General features: G+C 45.4%; 15 protein-coding genes. 2 read left to right on the forward strand and 13 right to left on the reverse strand.

What is annotated here, in order from left to right; all coding sequences use genetic code 11:
• Positions 1-15: 15 nt before the first annotated feature.
• The 13 genes from DWW52_RS09225 to DWW52_RS09285 all read right to left on the reverse strand — a co-directional run bounded on the left by DWW52_RS09225 (position 16) and on the right by DWW52_RS09285 (position 18,053).
• The gene (locus DWW52_RS09225) at positions 16-1,047 is read right to left on the reverse strand and encodes an AMP-binding protein (protein WP_118715198.1); all 1,032 of its coding nucleotides are present in this window, start codon (positions 1,045-1,047) and stop codon (positions 16-18) included.
• Between the two features lie 3 nt (positions 1,048-1,050).
• Entirely contained in the window at positions 1,051-2,097 is a 1,047-nt protein-coding gene (locus DWW52_RS09230; RefSeq protein WP_118715200.1) for an o-succinylbenzoate synthase, read from the reverse strand.
• An 86-nt stretch (positions 2,098-2,183) separates the two neighbouring features.
• Positions 2,184-3,545, reverse strand: coding sequence for a TlpA disulfide reductase family protein (locus tag DWW52_RS09235; protein WP_118715348.1), 1,362 nt, complete (start codon positions 3,543-3,545; stop codon positions 2,184-2,186).
• A gap of 16 nt (positions 3,546-3,561) precedes the next feature.
• On the reverse strand, positions 3,562-4,701 hold the full coding sequence (locus tag DWW52_RS09240) for a TlpA disulfide reductase family protein (RefSeq protein ID WP_118715201.1): 1,140 nt from the start codon (positions 4,699-4,701) through the stop codon (positions 3,562-3,564).
• A gap of 3 nt (positions 4,702-4,704) precedes the next feature.
• A complete protein-coding gene (locus DWW52_RS09245) occupies positions 4,705-6,354 on the reverse strand; it encodes a PKD-like family lipoprotein (RefSeq protein ID WP_118715202.1) in 1,650 nt (549 codons plus the stop codon).
• A gap of 20 nt (positions 6,355-6,374) precedes the next feature.
• Positions 6,375-7,121 carry a DUF4843 domain-containing protein gene (locus DWW52_RS09250; RefSeq protein ID WP_118715204.1) on the reverse strand — a complete coding sequence of 249 codons (747 nt, stop codon included), beginning with the start codon at positions 7,119-7,121 and terminating at the stop codon, positions 6,375-6,377.
• 10 nt (positions 7,122-7,131) lie between these two features.
• On the reverse strand, positions 7,132-8,592 hold the full coding sequence (locus tag DWW52_RS09255) for a RagB/SusD family nutrient uptake outer membrane protein (protein ID WP_118715206.1): 1,461 nt from the start codon (positions 8,590-8,592) through the stop codon (positions 7,132-7,134).
• A gap of 11 nt (positions 8,593-8,603) precedes the next feature.
• Positions 8,604-11,960 (reverse strand): SusC/RagA family TonB-linked outer membrane protein, encoded by a 3,357-nt coding sequence (locus DWW52_RS09260; protein ID WP_118715208.1) that lies wholly within the window; start codon positions 11,958-11,960, stop codon positions 8,604-8,606.
• 336 nt (positions 11,961-12,296) lie between these two features.
• Entirely contained in the window at positions 12,297-13,370 is a 1,074-nt protein-coding gene (locus DWW52_RS09265; RefSeq protein ID WP_118715210.1) for a FecR family protein, read from the reverse strand.
• Positions 13,371-13,431: 61 nt separating this feature from the next.
• Entirely contained in the window at positions 13,432-13,986 is a 555-nt protein-coding gene (locus DWW52_RS09270; RefSeq protein ID WP_118715212.1) for an RNA polymerase sigma-70 factor, read from the reverse strand.
• A gap of 60 nt (positions 13,987-14,046) precedes the next feature.
• The gene (gene menB / locus DWW52_RS09275; protein WP_118715214.1) at positions 14,047-14,868 is read right to left on the reverse strand and encodes a 1,4-dihydroxy-2-naphthoyl-CoA synthase; all 822 of its coding nucleotides are present in this window, start codon (positions 14,866-14,868) and stop codon (positions 14,047-14,049) included.
• A 361-nt stretch (positions 14,869-15,229) separates the two neighbouring features.
• Positions 15,230-16,930, reverse strand: coding sequence for a 2-succinyl-5-enolpyruvyl-6-hydroxy-3-cyclohexene-1-carboxylic-acid synthase (gene menD, locus DWW52_RS09280; protein ID WP_118715216.1), 1,701 nt, complete (start codon positions 16,928-16,930; stop codon positions 15,230-15,232).
• Positions 16,911-18,053 carry an isochorismate synthase gene (locus DWW52_RS09285; protein WP_158582539.1) on the reverse strand — a complete coding sequence of 381 codons (1,143 nt, stop codon included), beginning with the start codon at positions 18,051-18,053 and terminating at the stop codon, positions 16,911-16,913. The genes menD and DWW52_RS09285 overlap by 20 nt, the downstream gene beginning before the upstream one ends.
• Positions 18,054-18,190: 137 nt before the next feature.
• Here DWW52_RS09285 and DWW52_RS09290 point away from each other — a divergent pair, with 137 nt between their 5' ends.
• Together DWW52_RS09290 and DWW52_RS09295 are read left to right on the forward strand one after the other, a co-directional pair.
• The gene (locus DWW52_RS09290) at positions 18,191-19,555 is read left to right on the forward strand and encodes an MFS transporter (protein WP_118715219.1); all 1,365 of its coding nucleotides are present in this window, start codon (positions 18,191-18,193) and stop codon (positions 19,553-19,555) included.
• Positions 19,556-19,616: 61 nt separating this feature from the next.
• Positions 19,617-20,180, forward strand: coding sequence for an RNA polymerase sigma-70 factor (locus tag DWW52_RS09295; RefSeq protein WP_118715221.1), 564 nt, complete (start codon positions 19,617-19,619; stop codon positions 20,178-20,180).
• Positions 20,181-20,282: the final 102 nt, after the last annotated feature.

Consider the following 20,282-nt stretch of genomic DNA (forward strand, 5'->3'; position numbering starts at 1 on the left):
TGCAAATATAGAAAATTATATAATTTTTCGTATAATTTTCCCCGAATAGGTTTCTTGAAAGTGGTCCATGAAATAGATTCGTTTGGGAACTTCATAAGGAGCAAGATGTTTTCGGGCTTCATCCAATAGTTCTTGTTGGGAATTTGCGGGCCAAGGGGTGTCCTCTATAACAATTACAGCCATTTGTCCTAGGTATTCATCGGGTACGGACGTGATAAAAAAACGTCGGGAGATGAGTGGGGAGAGACGGTGTTCTATGTTCTCGGGGAAAAGTTTTACTCCTCCGGAATTGATCACGTTATCTACCCGGCCGAGCCATTCGAATTGGGTTTGCGTGTGAAGGATGACAAGATCGTTGGTTATGAATTGTTGTTCGTGTAAATGTGGGGCATGGATGATGAGGCAACCGCGTTTGTCTTGCGAGAAATGAACGTCTCCCAAGGCAAAGTAGAATGAGTTTTGCCGGGGTCCGTTGATGGGGCGCAGGGCCACGTGGGAAACTGTTTCTGTCATACCGTAGGTGGCGTAACAGTTTGTCGAGAAGGATTGTAGTTGTTTTTCCAGTTTTGAGGATATAGCCGCGCCACCGATAAGAATTTGCCGGAGACGAGTGAAATGTTGTCTCGTGCTTGGGGATTTCAGGGTTGTTTCTACTTGCATGGGAACCATTGCTGCGAGGTCGAAAGGCATGTCTAATGTCGCGAGGGGGGAAGAGGAGGGGGGTACCGTGTGTAGATTTGCCCCGGAAAGAATGGCCCGGACAATCATCATTTTCCCGGCGATGTAGGAAGGCGAGAGACATAGTAAAAGGTTCGAGCCCGTCCCGATGTGGAAAAAGCGATTTGTCAATTCGGCAGAAGCGATCATGTCCCTTTTTAAAAGGTGAAGTTCTTTGGGGGTTCCCGTGGAACCCGAGGTATGACCGGTAACGTAGTCTTCGTTATTATACCATTCTTTTAGAAAGTTTGTCACGGTTTCATCTTCTTGGCCTTCAATCTCGTTGGCGGATGTGTATCGTTTCCCGTTTAATCGAATATTCCAAAGCATGGTTTAAAATTTTAACGATGTAAGATCCCAATTTTTCCCCGGGTTGTAACAAAGTACGGAACCGGATTGTTCTAAGGGGGAAGGGATATTATTGGTGTATAATTGCCCGGTTCCCAATCCTTGGGGTATCTGTACGTTTAGAAGTGCGGTCCATTGGGCGATGGCGTTGAGCCCCACGTTTGATTCGAGGGCGGACGTGATCCACCATCCGATTTGATGTTTGTCGGCTAGTCGAATCCATTCTTCCGAACCGAGAAAGCCGCCAACGAGTGCGGGTTTTAAGATGATATACTGGGGGTGAATAGTTTCCAGCATGTCTATTTTTTCTCGCGTGTCGTTGATCCCGATCAGTTCTTCGTCCAAGGCGATCGGGACGGGAGTATTCCGGCATAATTTACTCATTTTTTCCCATTGTCCCTGGCGGATAGGTTGTTCAATGGAATGCAGGCCATAGCGGGATAATTGTTCCAGTTTGCGAGGGGCTTCGTCGGGGTGGAATGCACCGTTTGCATCTACTCGAAGTTCGATGGTCTCTTTGCTGAACGAGGAACGTATGGCATGTAGTAAATCGAGTTCTGCCTGGAAGTCAATGGCCCCGATTTTTAGTTTGATGCAATGAAAGCCTGCTTCCAGTTTCTCGATGATGCGTTGTCGCATGGTTTCCTTGTCGCCCATCCAGATGAGGCCGTTGATCTCTATGGTGGTTGTTCCTTCAGGAAACGGGGAGGGATAGATGATGCGTTTGCCCTTGTTGGACAAATCGGCTAGGGCGGTTTCTATGCCGAAACGGATGGAACTCCATGTTTGAAGTTCTTGGGGGGAAAAGGTGTTAATATGTTGGCATATTTCCTTTAATTTCTCTTCGTAACCGGGAACGTCATCTGCGCTTAATCCCCGGAATAGGGCACATTCCCCCAGCCCGTATATTTCGGGTTGTTCCGAATCCCATATTTTGATGAACCAAGTTTCCTTCTCCGTGAGAATTCCCCGGGAGGTCCCGGCTGGTTGTTTAAATTTCAACAGGTATTTTGAATACGTTGCTTGTAGCATAATTCGTTTTTTAGTACAAGCAAAAGTAAAGTATTCTGTAGACGAAATCAAGGAGTTTTATTTTAAAACTCCTTGGTTTTCGTATTTTAGATGCCGGGTAAGGCGTTCAATACTTTTTCGATATCCGGTGAAGACGGGCGCACCATACTGGCGTTAACGATTTTCCCTTCCGGGTCAAGCAGTATAAAGTGAGGTATTCCAGTTATGTTGTAGTCTTTCTGGAATTGGCTGTCTCGTCCGATCAGGAGTTGAGTCCCGGAAAGTTCTCCGGATTTGACCATGTTTTCCCAGTCTGCTTTATTCTGATCGGTAGAAAGACTTAGGAACGTGATATTTTTCCCTTCGAATTTTTTCTCCAGTTCTTTCAGAAACGGGATTTCTCTTTTGCAGGGACCGCACCAAGTTGCCCAAATGTCGATGTACAGGTATTTCCCTTTGAAGTCTTTCAGCGAGAAGGTTTTCCCGTTGATATCCTGTCCCTTGAAATCAGGAGACGGGCGTCCGACCGATGTGAGGTTCCATTGATCACGAACCTCTTTATACGCGGCTCGTAGAGCGGGATCGGTGACGTAAGCATTGTAGATGTTTTCCAGATCGGTAATGTTGCGAATACCATTTTTCTTCACGTAGTTTACGGCAATACCGTTCAAGATGATTTGTTTTACGTTCTCATTCTGAATGTTTTCGGCGAGATATTTCATCTGGCTGATGCATCTGTCGTAAAGGTTGGGAATTCTTTTTCCCGGTGAAGCGAGGATGATTGCGGCTTCCGAAACAAATTCCCGATATAACGGGAGGTGTGCAAGCTGTTCGTCTCCTTGTATAAGTTGTTTCAACATATCGTAATATTCCTGCCCCGGCTGGTAGCTTGTGTCTTGTGTAAAATAAGCATATCCCATGGGATGCATGAGTATATTGAAGGCGTACATATATTTGATGCGTCCCTTTTCCCATGCCACGAAATCGGGGTTTACGGTTTCCAGTTTCCTAGCTTGTAATAATTTGGTTGCCTCGTCTGTTTTCTGTTGAACAAGAGTGATTAGTTCTTCTAGCGGACGGGCATATTCGTTCGGGGTGATTTCCGTGTAAGTGATTGCGTTGAGGTAGTCGTTTATCGGGGCGTTTTTACCCTCGAATTGAATATCGTCCTTGAATTTTCCGGCATCGAAGGAGATGGTAAGTTGGTCCCCTTTCTGGAAAAATACATTCTTGAACTCCTCGCCATAGAACAAGCGGGCGTATATCAAATCGCCTTGTAAGGTACATGTGGCCTTGCCGTTCTTGTCCAGTTCGATTTCGTCAATTAATTCCGGGCTTTGAACGATTGCGACCTTGGAATAAGTTGGGTTTTGAACTTTGAAATTGACAACAATATCGTCCTTGTTTTTTTGAGAATTTGAACAAGAGTAAGCGATAAAAAATAAGATAATGAATAAAAAACTTTTCATTTTCGTGATATTAATATTAGTCGTATATTTCTTGCATTGCCGCATCCAGCCATCCGCCCCGTGCGTTTACGCTAAGAATATTTCCTTGGGCATCCACGAGAATGGAGGAAGGAACACCTGTCAGGTTATAGGCTTTGAATGCTGATTCTTCCGGGGATGTTCTCCGGTCGAGTAATTGGCCCCAGGATAAGTTTTCTTCCTTTAAGGCCGTGAGCCAGTTTTCCCGCTTCGAGTCGATGGATATACTCACGATATTAAATCCTTTCGGGTGATATTTTTCGTATGTTTTCCGGATGTGGGGGAATTCTGCCCGGCAGGGGTTACACCAAGAAGCCCAGAATTCGATCAGGGTAACGTGTCCCGGCTCTACAAAGTCGGAGATTTTTTTGCTGCTTCCGTCGGGAGCGGTGAGTTCTTTATCGAGGAAAGGTTGTCCGATGAATACTTGTTTACGTTGAATCGTTTCCCGGAGTGATTTCCCCATTTCGGATTCTTGTAAACGGGGAGATAATGTCGTGAACAGTTGCTCAATCTCTTTCAGGGAAAGCGATGAATTGCCTTTACAGAGTTCTTGAGCGACGTGTAAGCTAATCACGGATTCGGGATGATCTTTGATATATTGTATTTGGGCTTTTTGTATCTTTTGCGCTTTCGCTGTTGTTTGTTTGGCCAGGTCTATCGCTTTGGCCAGATCTTTACCGTCGTAGTAGGCTTGTGTGTAAGCGGTGAATGTTTTTTTGCGATCGGCCTGAAGCGGTTGAATCTGGTCCATATAGTTCTGGAAAGCATCTTGCGTGTTGCTTCCCGAGATGTTGAACACGGGTGTTTTGCCTGAATTGTCACAAACCGCTTTCACGGCTGTACTGTCAAGGAAGAGCGAGAAATTGACCAACTTGCCCCGATCCGAGCGATTATTGGGATCAAGGTAAATGAGCACGCTGCAATAACGGGGTATATCGAATTTCCCTTCCAGGAGGAATTTGCCATTCGATATTTTGGTACTGTCAATGGCGTAAGGTTGATTTATGTCATTAAGCATCAGGAATACAGGCTTGCCTTCCCAAGCTTCGGGTACCTCCCCCGAAAGGGAGTACCCGTTGTGTTGTGTACAACTGACTATGGATAGAATGAGCGTGATAAATAAAATGTATTTCATTTTTTATTCTTGAGTTATAGGTTCTTTATAGATAATATCCACGATTCTGCCGAAACCGGAATGGTATTCTTTGTAATCGGTTATTTGCGCGAGGTTATCAACGGCCTCGTATACCCTGAGTTCGCCTCCGTCAGTACCGCCCTTGTCGCTACCCACGATTAGATCGTAAGAACGTCTGGCATTTTCTGCATTCCTGTATAAATAGAATTTCAGGCATGTAATTTCTCCCGGAACTTCGAATTGAAATTCGGCAGAAGGAGTACTCGTGTCGAGATTCACCCGGTAAACCTTTCCATCCACGGCATAAAACATTTGATCGTTTAAAGGACTGAATGCAAAATGTTCTGCTCGCGTGATATCGGTACAGTTGGAGAGGTTCGCGTAGTGAGTTTTTGTGTATGCCGGCATACCCATCAGTGCCATATAATAATCGTCTAATGCAATTCCGTAGAGATGATAAATCCCGTTATTCTCCAAGATTGTAAACGTGATGTTGTTGAAGAAACCGAAGCCGGGCATCATGGCGGATTCGGAGTATTTACGTCCGCTATTTTCCATGTAAACATAGTTGTACCCTATCGGGAATGAAAAAGCGTTGCCTCCGGCTTCATCGTCGCTCATGTTCAAGCAACCGACGGTTTGATCTCCGGTTAATCCCCCATACATACCTCCCGGGTGATAAACAAATTGTTTGTGGTCTAAATCATAGAACATGAATACCGGAGCATATTGCATCGGGTTCGTGATGTTACATCCCACGTATGGTGCGATTTGTATATATTCTTTCGTGTTATCGTCATTACGAAGATAATTTAATCTTGATTCCCATAACGCCTCGGTTCCGTAACTGAAATTGCTACTGTATATTCCGTCGGATGTTACCATCATGCGGAAATAAGTTGCTGATGTGATATGAGTCGGTTTGGCATCGCTCATATCCCCCATTTCGTATTTCATGAGGTATTCTTCTTTCCATTCGAAAGCATCTTTATGCAACCGGGTAGTTCCTTCTTCGGTAAGTAAATAGAACGGGGAGGTTGGATCTACTTGTTGTACGGCACTCATGTCTTCTTTGCTTTCTGGACTAAGAGCGATAAGTGCTAACGGTCCTTTCTTGAAAGGTATATCCGAATCGGCGAGCATATCTTTCGAATGCACTTCTTCTCCTAATACGGTAGAGATCATGTCTAAGCGGACATTACCATTTTCGGAGCATAGAAGAACCCATCCCTCGGAAGTTGTCGTGACAACGGAGAGATTCGCCTGCTGTTGGTAAAATACGTCCAGTTGTTTGTCCTTTACCGTGTAAATCAATTTATAAGGACCGGGGCGTAAAGATATAATATCGTTAAATTCTTTTGTGGTTGCCAACACTTCTCTTGCGGTGTCTGTTTCGTCTTCCGCTTCAAATTGACGGATTACCAGCCACTCGTATTCATAGCGATTCTCGTCGGCTTGTAAACCGTCTAACTGCACGGGAATAGATAAATTTTGATAGGCCAGAGCCGTGATGGAATTGCTGATGCCTTCAATTTTTACTTCCGGGATATCGTGGTAATTGTAATTACCTTTATCGTCCGCGCAAGCACTGATTCCACTCGCTATTACAATGAGTAAAAAAAGCGATTTTATCTTGTATAATATCTGTTTCATAATCAGTCTTTTTGTTGTAGTTAAAAGATGGGAGTTCCGTTCTCGTCAAAGATTTCCGGATCGGGATTCTCTAGTAACAATTGTTCCGCTACATATTTTACCATTTCAGACATTAAATACTGGAACCGGAAAGATGAAATTTTTGACGCATCATTAAAGTCCGAACGCGGGATGTCCATTACCCGGCAGGTCAGGAAGAAACGTTGAGGGGTAAATGGGTATATATAAGTGTACCAAGCGGCCGGAGCCTCGGTGAATAGCTCCGAGAACTCGATTTTATGACGCATGGTAGAGACATCCGTACCGCTTTGAATATCCGTGATCTCGTGCGTGATGATTGGTCTGAAATACTCGTTCTCTTCAATGGCGATTTCGATTGTTTTGGCTTCTTCCTGCAGAGCGGTCGAACGCTTCAATGTAATTTCATAATTGAATGAACTGGCTCCCGCAGGCAATACCGGGTTGGCGGGTAACACGAAATCATCGCCTTCCTTGGCACTTCCCCCGACAACCTTGATGTTTACGGGACGAGGCTCATCGGTAGCCTTCCCGACTAGTTGAACCGGGATGGATACAATGGCTTCGTTTTGCGATTCCTCGATGTACACGAACGTGAAATTCGTGCTGTCTGTCAGTATATTTCCTACTCTTATACGTTGGTTGAAATAGATTCCTTCATCGGCACTATAGGTATTAATCTCTTCTTCAGAGCAAGCGGTTAATCCTATAATGAGCATAATCCATATAAATATATTTCTTGTTTTCATGATTTGCGTATTATTGTCTGTTATTGATTTCCGTGTCGGGTAAAGGCACCACGAAAACTTGGGTTGATGCCGATTGTCCCATAGGTCTACTTCCGCTACTATTCGTTCTATTTAAGATTGTTGTAAACGTTCGTTTGTAGAAATAGAACAATTGTCCTTCACCATACAATTCGCGCATGTATTCGTAGGTCAACTCGGTTACGGTTAGTGAACCCAGATTCGAAATGCCTCGTTTATTTCTCAACGTGTTGATGTATGGAAGTCCGTCATTCAAAGTTTCCGGTTCGCTTTCCGCGGCGATCAAATACATTTCTCCTAGTCTTAACATGGGAATCATCGTATTCTGTATCAGCCCGGTGGTGCTCATGTCATTGTATTTATAGAAGTATCGGGCACCGCTTGTCAATCCGGGAAGCGTAGCCTGTTCCCAGTTGGCTTCAAAACGAGTGTCGCTTGTGGTAGAGGAACCCGGTGCCGAATACAAGAAGTTCAATAATTTCTCATCCATGGTAAATATAAATGACGGATTGCGGGACGGGTCGTGATAATTTTTGAATAACAGAACCCGATTCGTGTTCGTTAGGGCAAATAAGACCTCTGACGAGAAAATCCGGTCACTCTTTGCATCCGTTCTTTCCGTAAATGGGAATGTCCCTGCTTCTGCTGCCGTGATCACCTTCTTGGCGTAGGTGGAAGCATTGGTTTTATCCCCGGCATAGAGATAAACCCGTGCCATGAGGCCTTGTACCGCATAGTAATTTAGGCGTAATGCCCGGTAACGCAGGAAATTGGATTCATTCCCAGCCGCTTCCATTAAAGTGCCTTTCGTGATGATGGGGTCGTTTGCCAATGCTTTTTCCGCTTCTTGTAAATCACTGATGATATATTCCATTACTTTGTTTGCGGGTAATAAATCATTTACATCCGGTGATTGGTGTAAATAGTAGGGAATACACACGTTTTCCGGGTTGTTCATGTAAATCGGTCCAAACAGGCGTAACATATCGAAGTGCAACATGGCGCGCAAAGCCAAGGCTTCTCCTCGGATAATGTCGTAATTGATCCCCGTGAAGAGTGATTCCCGGTTTTCAATGTTATCGAGAATTTTGTTACAGTTCATGATCAGTGCGTAAGCCTTTTCCCACACTTTATCCAAGCGTCCCCGCCAGTATTCCGTGCTGTAAGTATAATTGTTCAAATCAATATAATTTCCCCATTTTCCTTGGTCATCGCCGATCTTGTAGGCTCCGCCCATGAGTTCGAGCATCTCTACCGTGAGGGTACTTCCGTAAAGGTTCTCGTCGTTCAACTCGATGTACACGCCGTTCAGTAATTTCTGGAAACCGGTTTCCGAGTTCAATAGGTCTTCTTCCGCTATCTGGTCGTAAGGTTTCACGTCCAACCAATTGTCGCAAGCCCCGAAAACAAGGGAGCAACATATAAGCGTGATTAATTGTATTTTTCTTTTCATAATTCTTCCGTTTAAAAAGTTGCAGATATAGAGAACGACATCGTGCGTGCGAAAGGATAGTCTATGCCTCGCTCGCTCTTTACCGACGAAACTCTGAAAATATCGTTCATGTTGGCTTGTACGGTTAGTGTAGATAACCCGACATGCTTGATGAAAGGTTGGGTGAACTCGTAACCGATGTTGAAAGATTCTCCGCTCAGCGTGTTTTCATCCATCACGAAACGGGAAGAGGTTTCGGTTGTTTGGAAAAGAGAAATTCTTTTGAATTTGGCCTCTTGTCCCGGTGTACTCCAACGGTCGTACAAAGCCCGTTTATCTTGATTATAATTGATACTTTCTCTGTCGATATTTTCTACCTTTTCGTAAAGAGCGCTATTGAAAACTTGACCTCCTAACTGGTAACGCAGGTAACATCCGAACGAGAAACCTTTGTAGTAAAGGGTTGTGCCGAGTACTCCTTCGAGTTTCGGTTCCGTGTTTCCGACCACGACCTCATCATTTTTGTCATACGTGAAGGTGTAAGTACCGTCTTTCTTGATAAACAAATCCTGACCTGTCGCCGGATCTATACCTGCCGATCTTACCGCCCAAATATCGGTAGGGCTACCGCCGTCATAGTATCTGGTCGTGTTCAAATTGTTTTGATTCTGTTCGTTCATCGACTGCAAACTGTTCCCAATCTTAGAATATTTTGATTTGGCATGCGTCCCGTTGAGGCTGATATTCCATACAAAACGTTCTTGCGGGCGGTAAATGGGAGAAACTTTTAATGTTACCTCGATACCGTCTGTTTTCAGTTGCCCCATGTTCATCATAACACTCTTCACCCCGATAGAGCTTGGTGTCGTGATCGCTGCTACCAGCGGGTCGGTCTTTTTCCGGTATAAATCCAAGGTGACATTCACACGCTCGTTGAACATCGTGATATCGGTTCCCAAGCTGTAATTGATGGTTTCCTGCCATGCCAGATCGGGATTACCTAATCCTTCAAGAATAACTCCGGTTCCGAAAATATTGCTCATCCAGTGCGTGAATGCGTAGGTCGAGAATGCTTGATAAGAAGCGAAATTCTGATTTCCGGGGTTTCCGACGGAACCTCTGAGTTTTAATAGCTGGAAGAAATCGCAATTCTCCATGAATTTTTCGGAGTGGATATTCCAACCTAAACCGATAGACCACGTGTTCCTGAAGCGGTTGTTTGTCCCGAACACGGAAGTTCCGTCACTGCGGTAGTTGAAGTCAAAGAGGTAACGGTTGTCGTAAGCGTATCCCCCGTTGATGTAGAAACTGGCGGCACGTGTTTTGCTTTCCGTGTAAGTCGGTTTAGATCCTGCCGGATAGCTGTTGGCGAAAGACGGGGCGTCAAATTCATCTTCTGTAAACCCGATTGCCTTATAACCGTTTCGGGTATTTTCCTTGGTGCTGAAATTGAATCCTGCCACGGCATTTACCATGTGTTTCCCGGCGAATAGATGTCCGTAAGTGACGGAAATGTCTCCTTCGTAATTCAGGTTTTTCGATTGAGTATTCGTGTAAAGTCCTTTTTCCGTGTCGCTCATCTCGTCAAAATCACTGTGTTGAGGAGAAAGACGTACTTCGGCTGTCGAACTATTTTTGGTAATTCCGAACTTGGCCCTTGCACGCAGGTCGTTCGTGGCAAACCATTCGAGGATAAAATTATTCGTGAACCCGAATTGATCTTGCACGTCGTAATTATTCAAGTGTGCATTCCACAAGGGATTGGGTACGGAATATTCTTCCGGATCTTCCGTGTAATATAAATATTTGTCTATACCGCCTTCGCTATTGTATTTTCTGAAATAAGGATTAGCTTTAGCGTATTCCGAGAAAAGAACAGCCGGGTTATTCGTTTTCATGTAATCCAGTATAAATTTATTGCTGAATTGGAATTTTCCCGTGCGGTAAACCAAGTCGATATTTCCGCTTATCGTTTGACGGTCGGAACCTTTCATGACTCCTTGCGTGTTGCCGTAACTTAACCCGAGACCGTATCTGATGCGTTCCTCGCCTCCTTCGGCATAGAGGTTGTGTTTCTGAACGAAACCCGTGCGAATCGGTTCGCTGAGCCAGTAGGTATTAACGCCGCGTTCGATCTCTTGTAAACGTTGATTTCTGAGGTTATCCAATTCGATTTGATCCATCGGATTGCTCCTCGTGCTGGTGTACCTTCCCGCTCTGGTTTCGAACTCCAGTTTCTCCCGTGCGTTCATCAGATTGTAGTCCGACAGGTCAGCCATGGTGATGCTGAAATCTCCCTTGTATGAGAGTGAAAGTACGCCTTTTTCCGGGACTTTCGTTTCAATCACTAATACGCCGTTGGCGGCTCTCGAACCGTAGATTGCCGTGGAGGCGGCATCCTTCAAAAGTGTTACGGATGCTACCCGGTTCATGTTCAAGTCCATGACGGTCTGTAAATCTGTTTCGAAACCATCTAGGATAAACAGCGGCTGGTTCGGGTCTGTACCGTACTCTTCTTTCAATCCCATAACACTACTCTTGCCACGTATCTCCACGTCTGGCAGTCGGTTTGGGTCTGATCCGAATTGATTGTTGACATTAATTTTGAAAGAGGGATCGAGTGTTCTGATACTTTGGAGTACATTTTGCGTACCGGCAGCTTTCAGGTCTTCCACTTTATACGTGCTTGCCGATCCCGTGAAGCTTTCCTTTTTTCTCCGGTAGATTCCGGTTACAACCACGTCTTCGATGGCTTCCACAGCCGGGGCGAGTTGGATTTTCTGGAATTCGGTGATGTTATTTCCGTTGAATTTCTTTACTAATCTTTCGTAACCGATGAAGGAGAATATAATGTTGTAGTTTCCCGAATCAATAGGGAAAGTGAATTCTCCGTTACCGTTAGTGGCAGTACCTTGCTGGGTTCCTTCGATCATGACGGTTACGCCGGGAAGAGGTTCCTGGGTATCCTTGTCGAATACAACTCCTTTTAGCTCGATCAGTTTTAGTTGCGGCTTGTTGGTTTGTGCCGGGCGTTGTACGATAACGATGGTTTTATCTTCCAGTTTGTACGTGAAGGGTGTTTTGTCTAACACGAATTCCAGTACTTGTGCTAACGGGGTATTCGTGAATTCTTTGGAAATGCGTTTGTCACACGCATTGACTTGTCCGGCATTATAGAAGAATTCCATACCCGTGGCGGTGCTGATTTTCTTGATCGCATCCAAGAGGGAAGAATTTTCCAGTTTAAGATTGAGTCGCGTGTCCTGAGCATGAGAATTGTATGTCATACTGCAAAATGCAATGATCAGGAAAAGAGGCAAGATCATTTTTCCCAAGAACTGAGTCCAGGGAATTACTTGTCTAAGATTTGATGAAGTGTCTTCTTTCATGATATTTGTTTTACTGTTATTAGTTGATTTTTAGTTCTTTATTTGTTTTCTGAACCCTTTTGTTAAGGGCTACAAATCTTAGGGCTTTATCCGTGATAAAGTCTGTCCTTTTTTGTAATGAGTTATTATTTACATTTTATGCCTTTCGCCAATAGTTTAAAATTATTCTTTGTACTACAGCTTTCAAGGTATCCTGTCCGGTATTGTTCTTTTTTTCATGTCGTTTGATAGTTAGGTATTTATATTTGGTTTCCTTTTTTTTTGAGTATACAATTCCCCTAGGCATTATATTTCAATAATGTCCTCGGTCTGATGTTCAATATGCTATTTTCTTTTTTACTTCAGATAAATAATGCCGTTTTCTATGCTACACGTTATATTACTTGTTGTTGTTAATAATTTCGTGATATAGTCTATGCCTCTTTCATACCGGATCATACCGGAGAAACAAGCATCGTTGTACTTGTCTGCAACTCTTATTTCTATGCCGTACATGCGGGCAAGCTGTTTGGCCAGCACGGGCAGTTTTTCATCATTAAAATAAAGAACCCCTTCTTTCCACATGGCGAATTCGGATGTGTTTACCTCGTTCTTCGTGACGCCTTTCGTCGTTTTGTTTACCCGTACCTGTTCATTGGGTAGAAGGGCAATGGCTTCGGTTCGCATGGGAATAGAGTATTCAATTTTTCCGGTAACTAATGTCGTGATATTTTCCTCGTTATCCGAGTAAGCCGAAACGTTGAAGCTGGTTCCCAATACCCGGATGGATTCTCCTCCCGGAACTTCTACGTGGAAGGGTTTGGTGGCATCCGGTTTGACGTCAAAAAATCCTTCTCCCTCGATCTTCACTCTTCGCTCGTTGGCGGAGGCAAAGGTTGTCGGGTATTCGAGCCACGTGTCCGAATTCAGCCACACGTGGGTACCGTCCGCTAGTTCCAGATCGAAGCGTTTTCCCGCGGGAACGTATATCTTGAGCGGTTTTCCCTCTTTCAGGATAATTTTCTCTCCCGTGGCGGATTGTAAGGCCATCTTTGCGTTTTGATCGACATTCATTTTGGCCGATGTATTTAGGTTGGCCACGATGGAATCTCCTATCATGAATTGAACTTTTTGTTCGCAGATGGATACACCCATGTCATTTAATTGTGCGAATACAGGTGATTTTTCGGGTGCTTCGGGACGGAATAGCAAAAGTATGAACAGGCATACCACCGCGGCACTACTTGAGATGTAGATAACACGGCGTCTGAGGGTATGCCGATGTATTCTCTGTTTCACGTTCCGATAGTTTTCATCCAATATTTGATCCTCGTTTTCCACGGGGGGAAGGGAGTTCCATATTTCATCCAGTAACTCTTCCTCGTTTTCCCCTATGGGGCGGTTCAAATATTTTCCTGCATTTGTTTCCATGCGTATTTTTCTCTAATCTATATATAATACCTGACTTTTCGAAACTACGTATTCGAAAATGTTATTTTTTTGCTTTTTCCCGAAGTTTTTTCATGGCTTGATAGAGAATTGTCTCTACGGTCCGGATGGAAATGCCCAGTTCTTTGGCTATCTCGGCGCTTTTTTTATTTTCAATATGGCTCATGATGACCACCTGTCTGCTTCTTTCCGGTAGCTCGTTGAGGATGATTGCCAGTCGGGTTTCGGGATCTGCTGTTTCCTCACGATTGATAATATTTTCTTGTTCTTCCTCGCTTGTCTCCTGTTTTATTTGTTCGTGATGGAGTTGATGGAGAGTGTGGGCTTTGAGGTAGCGTAGCGAATTATTATGTGTTCCCCGGAGAAGATAGTTTCGAAGGGATTTTTCTCGGTCTAATTTTTTCCGGTTTTCCCACAAGGTGACAAAGAGATTCTGAACAATTTCATAAGCGGTTTCTTGGTCGGTGACAATGGATGTAGCATAATTAATCAAGGGGGTGAAGTAACTTTTGTAGACCGTGGCAAAAGTCGCTTCATCTCCTTTTATGAGGGCATCAACGATTTCCTCGTTGTTTGTTATGTCGAAATTATGTTGCATCGTGTTTTATGCAAGTCCCTTGCGATAACAAAGATAATAAAAAAGAGGCTGATTTCCTTGTCACGGGAATTTCGGGAATTTTTTGAAATCCGGGTCACGTTTCTCCAGAAAAGCATTTTTCCCTTCCTGGGCTTCCTCCATGAGGTAATACATGAGGGTGGCATCCCCGGCAAATTCCATTAAGCCGTGTTGACCATCAAGTTCGGCATTCAACGCCCGTTTGATCATGCGAATGGCCATGGGACTACGTTGCATGATGGTTTTGCACCATTCCACGGTTTCGTCTTCCAGTTGATCGAAGGGTACAACTTTATTCACCATTCCCATCTCTTCGGCCTCTTTAGCCGTGTATTGACGACATAGGAACCAGATTTCCCGTGCTTTTTTCTGCCCCACGTGGCGGGCGAGGTAAGAGGAACCGAATCCCCCGTCGAAACTGCCGACTTTGGGACCTGTCTGCCCAAAACGAGCGTTCTCGGAGGCGATCGTGAGATCACATACAACGTGTAGAACGTGTCCTCCGCCGATGGCGTAGCCATTTACCATGGCAATAACGGGCTTCGGGAGAGAGCGGATCGCCTTGTGCAAGTCGAGCACATTCAAGCGGGGAACGCCATTTTCGTCGATGTATCCGCCGATGCCTTTCACTTTCTGGTCGCCTCCCGAACAAAATGCTTTGTCCCCGGCCCCGGTAAGGATGATAACACCGATGTCTCCGCGTTCACGGCAGATATTTACCGCATCCAACATTTCAAAATTAGTTTGCGGGCGAAACGCATTATAAACTTCCTGACGATCAATGGTGATTTTGGCAATACCTTCGAAAAATTCAAACCGGATGTCTTCGTATTCTTTAATTGTGGTCCATTCCCTTTTTGCCATATTAGGTATATTGTTTTAGGTTTAACAAAGTGTAATGACAAATGTACGTGATAATTTTTAATTAAGATTCTCCGATAAGGATAAATCTTGAGTTCACGTTGTTCTTAAAGCGTGGAAAAAGCATGGGTTTCCCCGGGATTGGTCAGACCGAAAGGGTTTGATTAACCTGAATCGTGTGTTTTTATTGCTGCGGGAGAAGAGTTTTTTGATCGTGTTAAAAAAGCTGATTGCCCGTTAATATGGCGGTTAGGTGGCGGTTAAGTGGCGGCTAGATGGCGGCTAAGTCGCCTGGAACTCTGGTAAAAGTCACTTAAAAGGGATGGTTTGTCCTTTTGTATCCTTTGAGTATCAGCATGTATTTTCAGGCTTTTAAGGCCTGAAAATATGCTTTTAATATTTCTCCGTTTATTTTTCCGGGAGTGTGAATGACGAGAATCGCCGGATACTGTCCCGGCTTGTAGAAATCGGGCAATACGGCCAGTAGCGAAGTTTCGTCAGTTGCTTGATACACGTTGAACGGGTGGTTCTTGGCTAGTTGTTCGATGTTTACTTCATGGGGCGTTTCAAAATACTCTTCCATTTCTTCCAAGGCAGACGGGCCGGCTAGAAATCTGAAAATTCCGCCACCCCCGTTTTGGATAACAATGATCCGTAGTGACGGGTTAATATTTTTGATCCAGAGTGCATTGGAGTCGTACAGGAAACTATTGTCACCGACAATCAACGTGGTTATCCCGTCAAAAACCGAAGCAGCCCCGACGGCTGTCGACATACAGCCGTCAATACCACTCGTACCCCGGTTGGCGTCCGTCCGGGCAACTTGCGTGTAGTTGAAAAGTTGGGCGTAACGTACGGGTGTACTGTTGCCTAATTGTAAACGGCTTCCGGCGGGGAGTGAGGGGATTAACATGGAGAATGCTTTCAGGTCGCTCCACGGGATTTGTTTTAAATAATTCTCGTGTTTCGATGTCGCTTTTTCCTCTTTCTGGTGCCATTGATGAGCATAGCTGGAAGGTAGGCTGTTTGCTTTTATTTCGGCAGGTTGTAACTGGTCGAAGAATGTTCGGGCATCCATCGGGATGTGCAGGGTCATTGATTTATACGTGTCGGGAGGTAGTTGGCGCTTGTCAATGTGCCAATGTGCCGAGGGAGCATGCTCCCGTATAAATGCTTTGATCATGCGGGAAATAACAGCTCCCCCGAACGTAATTAATAATTCGGGGGCATATGTATTCGCCTCCTCCGGCTGTATTGTCGATATAACCCGGTCAATAGTGGGGATGATCAAGGGAGCGGATAGATTTGTCACGCTTTCCGTCAGGACAATCACGTTGGGCAGGCTTGCCAATAATTCGATGTGTTGTTGCAAGATCGGGTCGGGAGCATGAAATCCCGCGATAATCATCACTTTGGGACAGAGAAAGAATTCCTCTCGTAGGCCTTGGGATGTCTCCGGGGATAAAGAAGGATTATCTTTAAGAGTTTTGATGACTCGTTGCGAGGGCGAGAATTCCTGTTGAAATTCGTACAGGGGTTCTCTAAGTGGTATATTGATATGTACGGGGCCTTTACGATTGTTTAGAGATAGGTTGATGGCCTCGTTTACGAGGCGGTTTGCATGCCAGCGATCTTCTTCACCGGTGATCGCGGTCGGGAGCTGGAAACTTCCTTTCACGAAATTATCAAGTGCGTTTTGTTGGCGTATGGTTTGACTGTCATCCTGATCAATCCATTCCGTGGGACGGTCAGCCGAGATAACGATGAGAGGAATTCCTTGGTAAAAGGCTTCGGCCACGGCCGGGGAATAATTCAGTAGGGCGGTGCCCGAAGTACAGATGAGGGCAACGGGACGGTCGGTTTGTTGAGCTATCCCGAGGGCGAAGAAGGCGGCGGAACGTTCGTCCACGATCACGTGGTGTTTTAGCCGTTTTTCGCGGGCAATCGAGACGAGCAAGGGAGCGTTACGGGAACCCGGTGATAGGATGACTTCTTTAATTCCTTTTTGTACGAGTAGACTTGTTAAGATACGAACATGTTCAATATCAGAATGTAACTTTTCCATAGTTAATTTGACGTATGAGGTTTAGTAACGTGTCTGCTTTCTGGCAAGTTTCTTGCCATTCGGTTTCCGGGTCGGAGAGTGGGGTGATACCTCCTCCGACGTAAAGCCGTAAGGCATCGTCGAATACTTCCATTGTGCGCAAATTTACAAATAAATCAAAGGCCCCGGAGGCCTGTAACGGTCCTAAAAATCCGGCGTAATATCCCCGCTCTTGTTTTTCGATCTCGGAAATGATCTGCATGGCTCTCTTTTTGGGAAGGCCGCAAACGGCCGGAGTCGGGTGAAGTTGTGTCACCAGTTCGTCGATTTGATCGGCGGGAAGCTGTTCGTCGCTTCTGAAAAAGGTGCAGAGGTGAAAGACGTTTCCGGCTTGTAGGGTGATGGGGCCTTCGATGTCAAGGTGACGGGTGAAGTAATGTCTTAACGTGTCGTGAATGTAATCGGTCACGATTTGTTGTTCTTCTATATCTTTGTCGCTCCATTCGGGCGGGGTTTTGGCGGTTGCCACGGATTGAGTCCCGGCGAGTGACATGGTGAAGAAGCCGTTCCTGTCGTATTTGAGAAATGTCTCGGGCGAGGCTCCCATCCAGGCGCATTTGCCCGGTATCGCGGCAAAGAACAGGAAGGCATGATGATATTGCTTCATTTGCTCGAATATCACCGGGGCCAACCGGAGCGAGTCGCAGGGGAGCGTGATTGTTCTTGACAGTACCGCTTTTCTCATGCCTTCCCGTTTGAGCGTTTCAATCATGGTGCGAAGTTCGTCGAGATATTCGAAATGCTCGCAGTCCTGTTTGGTGAAGATTCGTCCGGGGGTGTTGAAAACCGTGTTCCGTAAATTCTGTATCGACTCCCCGTCGGTCAGGTAATCCGTGAAGGAGAGGTCTGCCTTGATGAAGAACGGAAAACTCCATGACGCGTGATTGAAGGGAGTGATGACGAATCCCTTTTCTCCCCGGTGTTTTTCAAAGCCCTTGAAAATCCGGGTATCGTTAGAAAGTTGCGCCCCGAATATCACTTCATGAGAACCGGGTAAACGGTACGTGTAAAACGGGATGTTATTTCTCAGGCAGATGGCTTGGGCTTCCGCGACCGAGAGTTTATTTTCTGTTTTTTCTGTCATGGTATTTTCCATATTCTTGTTACCGCAAAAATAGGAAAATTATTCGAATCTGATTACTTTTGCAAGTGTCCTCACCACGTGCAAAGATAATCAGGTTTATGGGTTGGTGGGTTACAGGTTGCAAGTTACGAAAGTGTATGAGTGAAAATAACGGTGGCTATAAGTTTTTAGGCGGTTGGCGGGGACTGCGGGAGTTATTGCCGAATAACTCCGGGGCGTTTAGTCAGGTTTTCGCTTCCTTGAAAAACTATAATTTCCGTCTTTATTTCGGGGGACAATGTATCTCCTTGATCGGGACGTGGATGCAGCAGATCGCGATGAGTTGGCTGGTGTACCGGTTGACGGGTTCGGTGTTCTTGTTGGCAACGGTCACTTTCATGGCGCAGATCCCGATTCTCGTGGCGACTCCCTGGATGAGTGTTTTTGTCGATCGGTTCGATCGGCGTAATTTGTTGATTTTGACTCAGTCGATGTCGATGGTACAGGCGTTGTTGATGGCTGTGCTCACGTTGACGGGGCTTATCGAGGTGTGGCATATCATGGCACTGAGTTTGTTGATCGGTTTGATCAACGCGTTGGACAATCCTACCCGGCAATCTTTTTACCCGAGTCTGGTTCCTAAAGATAAATTGAGTAACGCGATTGCGTTGAATTCTGCCGTGATCAACGGGTCGCGATTGATCGGTCCCGCGGTGGGAGGGGTGTTGATCGGGATGTTGGGAGAAGGAATATGTTTCCTGTTGAACGGGATTAGTTATGTTGCCGTGATCGCGGCGTTGCTGATGATGCGCTTGACACCGGGAAAGGTGAGGACGGTGAAGCAGAACGTGTGGGAGGATATGCGGGAGGGCTTCCAGTACGTGGCTGGGAATATGCCAATCCGCACGTTGTTACTTTTGATGAGTGCGATCAGTTTTTTCGGTTTACCTTTGATGACTTTTATCCCGGCTTACGTGAAGACCATATTGGAGGGGGAGAGCGAGTTATTGGGATTGCTGCTTTCTTGTATCGGGGTCGGGTCTTTTTCTGCCGCCTTGTACCTGGCGGCCCGGAAGAGCGTGTTGGGGTTGGGGAAGGTGGTGATGCTTTCCGGGGTGTTGTTGGGCGTGGGGTTGTCGGTCATGTCGTTTGTCACGATTCCTTGGGTGGCCGCCGTGTTGTGTCTTCCTGTCGGGTTCACGATTATAGCGACCGTGGCTTCCATTAACACGTTGTTACAGACGCTTTCCGGGGAGGATAAGCGGGGCCGGGTGATGGGATACATGGCGATGGCTTTCACGGGAATGGCTCCCGTGGGAAGTATTATTCTGGGGGCGGTGGAGAAATTCGTGGGGTTGCAGATGATTATTCTGTTGTCGGGAGTTTGTTGTTTTATCTCCTCCCTGATCTTCGAACATTATCGTCCCGTGGTACGTAAATATGCCCGTCCCGTGTATATAGAAAAAGGAATCATTAAAGAGATTGCTATGGGGATAGATTCGACGGAGGAACAACAATTCTGATTTATTCTACTTTGCAGGTGGTGTAAAAATTATATCTTTGTAGAAATTACCCCGACGATTTATGGATGAAAATGACGTATTGCTGGTAAAACAATTGAAAGACAGGAAAGAAGAGGCTTTCGTTTCCCTGTTCGGGCAATACTATAATTCCTTGTATCGTTTTGCTGCCAATTATTTGTGTGATCCGGAGGCCGCGCATGATATCGTGCAGGAGTTGTTCACCGATCTTTTCGAGAAAAGTGCCGAATTGAATATCGTGACTTCCGTGAAAGCTTATCTTTTCACGGCTACCCGTAACCGTTGTCTTAGTTTTTTGAGGAGCCTGAAAATTAAAGATACTCATAATCGTAATATGTTGGAGGCGCATCTTTACTCGGATACGGTGGATGCTATCGAGGAACCTTCGATTCTGGACGAGTTGCAGGAGATCGTGGATAAGATGCCCCCCAAGATGAAGGAGGTATTTCGTTTGCGGGTCGTGGAGGATTATAAATTCAAGGAGATTGCCGAGGAGTTGGGAATCACGGAAAACAATGCCAAGGTGCAGATGAATGGTGCAGTCCGGATGATTCGTGAAAAACTTCCGGATCTGAAAAAGCGGTTATTCTTCATGATAATCTGGTAGTTGCATCTTGTCTGGATAGGCTTTGATAATTTTTTCGGAAATATTCATATTTTGTCTTAACCTTTCGTCTGTTTGAAGCGTCTTAAGGAAAAATAAAGCCAA

Source organism: Odoribacter sp. AF15-53 (assembly GCF_003479425.1).
Taxonomy (GTDB): Bacteria; Bacteroidota; Bacteroidia; order Bacteroidales; family Marinifilaceae; genus Butyricimonas.

What these genes read in the sequence shown, in the direction of transcription:
- DWW52_RS09225 (WP_118715198.1), bottom strand. Translation starts at nt 1,047, where the DNA reads ATGCTTTGGAATATTCGATTAAACGGGAAACGATACACATCCGCCAAC.
- DWW52_RS09230 (WP_118715200.1), bottom strand. Translation starts at nt 2,097, where the DNA reads ATGCTACAAGCAACGTATTCAAAATACCTGTTGAAATTTAAACAACCA.
- DWW52_RS09235 (WP_118715348.1), bottom strand. Translation starts at nt 3,545, where the DNA reads ATGAAAAGTTTTTTATTCATTATCTTATTTTTTATCGCTTACTCTTGT.
- DWW52_RS09240 (WP_118715201.1), bottom strand. Translation starts at nt 4,701, where the DNA reads ATGAAATACATTTTATTTATCACGCTCATTCTATCCATAGTCAGTTGT.
- DWW52_RS09245 (WP_118715202.1), bottom strand. Translation starts at nt 6,354, where the DNA reads ATGAAACAGATATTATACAAGATAAAATCGCTTTTTTTACTCATTGTA.
- DWW52_RS09250 (WP_118715204.1), bottom strand. Translation starts at nt 7,121, where the DNA reads ATGAAAACAAGAAATATATTTATATGGATTATGCTCATTATAGGATTA.
- DWW52_RS09255 (WP_118715206.1), bottom strand. Translation starts at nt 8,592, where the DNA reads ATGAAAAGAAAAATACAATTAATCACGCTTATATGTTGCTCCCTTGTT.
- DWW52_RS09260 (WP_118715208.1), bottom strand. Translation starts at nt 11,960, where the DNA reads ATGAAAGAAGACACTTCATCAAATCTTAGACAAGTAATTCCCTGGACT.
- DWW52_RS09265 (WP_118715210.1), bottom strand. Translation starts at nt 13,370, where the DNA reads ATGGAAACAAATGCAGGAAAATATTTGAACCGCCCCATAGGGGAAAAC.
- DWW52_RS09270 (WP_118715212.1), bottom strand. Translation starts at nt 13,986, where the DNA reads ATGCAACATAATTTCGACATAACAAACAACGAGGAAATCGTTGATGCC.
- menB (WP_118715214.1), bottom strand. Translation starts at nt 14,868, where the DNA reads ATGGCAAAAAGGGAATGGACCACAATTAAAGAATACGAAGACATCCGG.
- menD (WP_118715216.1), bottom strand. Translation starts at nt 16,930, where the DNA reads ATGGAAAAGTTACATTCTGATATTGAACATGTTCGTATCTTAACAAGT.
- DWW52_RS09285 (WP_158582539.1), bottom strand. Translation starts at nt 18,053, where the DNA reads ATGACAGAAAAAACAGAAAATAAACTCTCGGTCGCGGAAGCCCAAGCC.
- DWW52_RS09290 (WP_118715219.1), top strand. Translation starts at nt 18,191, where the DNA reads ATGAGTGAAAATAACGGTGGCTATAAGTTTTTAGGCGGTTGGCGGGGA.
- DWW52_RS09295 (WP_118715221.1), top strand. Translation starts at nt 19,617, where the DNA reads ATGGATGAAAATGACGTATTGCTGGTAAAACAATTGAAAGACAGGAAA.